Source organism: Pantoea sp. BRR-3P (assembly GCF_039621635.1).
GTDB lineage: Bacteria > Pseudomonadota > Gammaproteobacteria > Enterobacterales > Enterobacteriaceae > Pantoea > Pantoea floridensis.
Window position 1 is genome coordinate 1 of record NZ_CP155070.1, and the last position, 4,410, is coordinate 4,410.

Here is a 4,410-nt window from a genome sequence, read left to right on the forward strand (position 1 = left end):
CAAACAGCGCACCTACGACGCGACGATGAGGGTACATTTCACAACGCAGTGACCGGCACCGACCGTCCTGCCATCCGCTGCCGGCATTTACGCGCCGGCAACCACAACGCCGATAAACCTGTAGCGGGTCTGTCGCGAAAAGCCCGCTATACCCTGCGATCACCATTACGTCTTTAGGAAAGCACCTGTTTGCAGAGGAAAACGCGCCTCCGGACTGAACGGCGTCACTTTGGTTTGAGTAAAACGAGAACAAAGTGACGCGTGAAAAAACCACGCTGCAGCCCCTGCGGCACAACGCCTCATGACGGTATCTACAATCTGACGTGCACGTATTACGTGTTTTCATGCGCTCTGAATGGGCCTTCACCTAACGCTGTAGACATATCCACAGACGTATTCAAAAAGAAAAGGAAAATAATCAGCTCGGTATCGATGGCGGCACCCTGAATCGGGTGTGTGGAGGGAGTCTGACACAAGTCAGCCCGGCGTAAGCCGCGAACAGGTCAGCGACCTGGGGAAACCTCGCAAGAACTCAACAATCTGTCATCCCGATGCACAGATACCAGCTGAGACGCAGGAAGCGCAAAAGTAACCGTGTCATCGGGACCGGAACACCAGATGTGAGTCAGGTAACAGATTTAAGGACCTGTTATTTCCAGAACTGCCACCACTTAGGCGGAGGCAGTGAGGGCTGCTGCACGTCTTTTTTGTGCTCAAGCAACTGCAATGACTGTTTAAGGCTGTCTATATGAGATTCCTGGGCGGAAACAAGTGCCCTGAGGTGTTCAACTTCCTGTTTTAAGGTGTTAACCACATGTTCATGAGATGCAGGCGTGACTGTAACATGCTGTTCAAAAGCCTGTTCATACGGCTGTTCGCGCGCAGGTGTTGAGATGTCGCCAAAAACTCGAATAAGTTCTGATATGTCTATCATTTTTGCATTGCGCACACCTGAACAAGTGGACAGTTCACCTGCTTTTATTAACCTGTGCAGCGTTGTTCTGCTCTTACCTGTAAGCCTGGCAGCCTCACTGATCGATACTTTTGCCATTCGTTTACCATCATTCCTGCTCTAACCTGCCTAGAAGAACATCATGAAGGTGTTCAGCATCTTCATGAAGCTTTTCACACATATCGGCTTCATCGTCTAAATCCAGCTCATTGAGCTTTTCCAGCAGGAGCAGACTCTGGGCCTGAATGAATTTTGCCATGTTCAGCGCAGTTTTGTGCTGCTTAGTCATCAGACGCTCCCGTGCGTACGTGCTATATGCTGAGAACAGGTGAAATGACGCTTCCTCGGTTCGTCAGGCACAGCCTGACGAACACTGCGGCGAGCGTTACCGATTAACGACAGAAAGGCTTAGGGTTGCTCCAAATGAATTCAGCGGCCTGACCTTCTGCTGCACGTATATGTTTCCCTTTTGCACATTCCGCTGCAAAGCCAGCATCATCAAGAAACTCTTCTTAGATACAACATACGGAAAGCAAGCCATAAACCTTCTAGTACAATGTCAAAAGCGCCTCACGTAACCCTCGAGCCTAGTCCCCTGCACCCCCGTTTTCCATAGGCTCCGCCCTCCTGACAAGCATCACAGAAATCAGTCGATTTCCGGTGCTCAAATCAGAAGTGGCGAAACCCGACAGGACTTAAAGATACCGGACGTTTCCCTCCGGTGGCTCCCTCGTGCGCTCTCCTGTTCCCACCTTACAGCTTAGCCCGTGTCTTTCCGCTGTTATGGCCGCGTTTTCTCATACCACGCCTAACACTGGGTGCTGTTTAGGTGGTTCGCTCCAAGCTGGACTATATGCACGAACTCCCCGTTTAGTCCGACTACCACGCCTGTTCAGGTAACTGTTCTCTTGAGTCCAACCCTGATAGACACGACAAAGCGCCACTGGCGGTAGCCACTGGTAACTGATTCACGGAGCGAAGAGTACGAATGAAGTACACTAAGAGTTCTTGAAGTGTCAGCCCTACAACAGCTACACTGAAAGGACAGATTTGGTCACTGCGCTCCGTTGATAAGCCAGTTACCACGGTTCAGAAACTTGCCGGTTTACTGAACCTCTGAAAAAACCACCTTGCCGGGTGGTTTTTTCTTTTCCAGCGTAGACTACGCCGCCCCACGCAGGATCGTCAAGGATCCTTCCTTCCTGGTATAACTTCCAAGCCAATGAAAGAATTGCAGATATCTTTTTTTTCCAGTCAGAGCAGTCATCTAAGCTATAAAACCAACCAGAGTTAAGCTCCAAAATCTATAAAACCAGCTTAAGTTAGCCTTAAGCTCTTATTTATATAAAAACGAATATATTTATGTCTGGAACTCTAAAGTTTTCTACATGTATACTCCCTCAGTTACCACGGGCCTGCCCAATTTCCATCCAAAAATGTGCGGGTTTTTTTTTAATCGAGAGAGGGTTTTATATGAACACCTTAATTTAAGTAGGGGGTATTACATGGATAAGCTAGAGCTGGTTTTTAAAGGCGGTTCAGATAAGGATTTTAAGAACCTAGAAAACAGAAAGGTCCAGGAGGCGTTTGCTGTAGACATGGAAATGTTGATGAACAGGCTAAGGCCGCTTTCATCATCAAAAGCTCTCAATGGATTGGGAAAAGGAGTGTTTGAGTTAAGAAAGAACGGCCGCCCTGCTTACAGGCTGGTTTACACAATCAAGGACGACAAAGTTTATGTCCTGCACGTGTATAGTAAGACATCGGACGGCACGCCAAAAGCTCATGAAGAAACGATAAAAAAGCGTTACAAGACCATAACATAGCAAAAAAATAAATCTCAAAGGCGGTTCTCACACAACCGCCTTTTTTACGCTTACATGGAGTGGACTTTCTTGGTCATGTGGTCTGAATGTTACATCAATCACAAAACCAATCCGACACAGCATTTCCAACAGCGTATCAATAGCAAATTTTGAAACCTGACCATTCATCAGGTTACTTATTCTTGGCTGGCTCACACCTAGCTTGTTTGCAGCAGCGGCTTGCGACCACCCCTCACCACGTATCATTTCGGCAATGATAATCAACAGTTTGCTTTTGAGGGACAGCATGTTCAGCTCAACTGCGTTTTTAGCAAAGAGTTCAAACGGACTGCTGGCTGTATGCAGCATATTGATCCTCCTCTTCATGTACGAGTTGTATAAGTAAAAGAAATTCTGGTCAGAAATCGAACCAAAACCTTATGTCATGGGCGCCGCATTATACGCAACCACATTTAGGATTCAAGATATATATAGATAATTATATACCCGAGAACTTGTTATAGTTCCTCTGAGATCCCGAAGCAACCCTTTTGACCAACTTTTTTTACTTATCCGATAAATGCCAGCCCGGTGAACTGGAGTTATGACACTAATGTGATGGTTTAGACAACTGAACAACAACCAACCAAGTAATTCGCATAACTAAAAGCCCACGCTGACGACCGATATAGCTTCCCTTTATCTATTCCTCATATAGTCCGATTTACCATAACATCTCTTTGCCGCACCCCCGCAGGGGCCCTCAGCGCGATCCTGCGGCCTCCGGCGCGAAAACCGTCCCTTTACCTGCCTGAAAGCCGGCAAAACGCCCCTGATAATTTTTACGCCGCTGCATAGGCATGCACGAAAGTGAATGGGGAAGGATTTGGGGCGGATGTTGTAACCAAGGGAGGATTTCCTGCAAAGAACTCCCCGCATAACGGTGAACGGGTGCACAGTTTACTGTGCGGCCGTAAGGCGTTGGCTAAGCCGGCAGGCGCGGCAGTCCATTTGCTGACGTTGTTCTATCCTGCGTTCGTCAAAGTGAGAAAGAAAATTTCGACGCGTCGAAATTTTTCAGGGTGTCGGGGCGCAGCCCTGACGAAATGTTTCTGCGTAACTGCCGGCGCGTCGGCGGTATAGCAAAAACACATCTTGTCCCGCTGTTTTGTGGCGCCGGCGCAGCGGCGGTGGCCACAAAACATTTCCTGTCCCGCCCATTAAGCGTTTCTGACCTGCTGCAGTTTCTGCGTGACCAGAAAGCCCTCCAGGCTCAGATCTTCGTTCAGCCCATCCCAGTGAATGCCGCGTGGGCTCAGTTCAAACGTTGCGAGCTGCTCTACGGTGGCGCCGGCCAGCGTGGGAAAGTAGGACAACGGTACGCCCAGGGTGCGCCCGTCGCTCAGCTGCAGCCACATGTTGTAGGGATCAAATTTTGCTGATTTGATGGATACGCTCACCACGACCTCCGGTTGACCGTCACGAATTTACGTTGATAGTATGCCCAGGTAGTCCTGTCGTCCATGACGACCACCAATGATCCGACGGCCTGAGAGGATCGCCTTCGGGTGGCTGTAAAGAACACTCCCGCAGCCTGAAAGGGAGAACGCAAAGCGTGGTACATCTGCCCGCCCCTGGAAGCAGATATCGTCA

General features: G+C 49.0%; 5 protein-coding genes. 1 reads left to right on the top strand and 4 read right to left on the bottom strand.

Going from position 1 to position 4,410, the window contains the following annotated elements:
* Nucleotides 1–649 precede the first annotated feature (649 nt).
* Both AAGR08_RS23870 and AAGR08_RS23875 read right to left on the bottom strand, forming a co-directional pair.
* Entirely contained in the window at nt 650–1,051 is a 402-nt protein-coding gene (locus tag AAGR08_RS23870; protein WP_187506539.1) for a helix-turn-helix domain-containing protein, read from the bottom strand.
* Nucleotides 1,052–1,061: 10 nt separating this feature from the next.
* Nucleotides 1,062–1,241 (bottom strand): Rop family plasmid primer RNA-binding protein, encoded by a 180-nt coding sequence (locus AAGR08_RS23875; RefSeq protein ID WP_187506538.1) that lies wholly within the window; start codon nt 1,239–1,241, stop codon nt 1,062–1,064.
* 1,216 nt (nt 1,242–2,457) lie between these two features.
* On the opposite strand from AAGR08_RS23875, the gene AAGR08_RS23880 reads away from it, so the two are divergent.
* A complete protein-coding gene (locus AAGR08_RS23880) occupies nt 2,458–2,778 on the top strand; it encodes a type II toxin-antitoxin system RelE/ParE family toxin (RefSeq protein ID WP_187506537.1) in 321 nt (106 codons plus the stop codon).
* Between the two features lie 27 nt (nt 2,779–2,805).
* On the opposite strand, the gene AAGR08_RS23885 is transcribed toward AAGR08_RS23880, so the two are convergent.
* Nucleotides 2,806–3,126: a helix-turn-helix transcriptional regulator gene (locus tag AAGR08_RS23885; RefSeq protein ID WP_187506536.1), complete on the bottom strand. Its 321-nt coding sequence runs from the start codon at nt 3,124–3,126 to the stop codon at nt 2,806–2,808.
* Nucleotides 3,127–3,977: 851 nt separating this feature from the next.
* The gene (locus tag AAGR08_RS23890) at nt 3,978–4,217 is read right to left on the bottom strand and encodes a DUF2442 domain-containing protein (protein WP_187506540.1); all 240 of its coding nucleotides are present in this window, start codon (nt 4,215–4,217) and stop codon (nt 3,978–3,980) included.
* Nucleotides 4,218–4,410 lie beyond the last annotated feature (193 nt).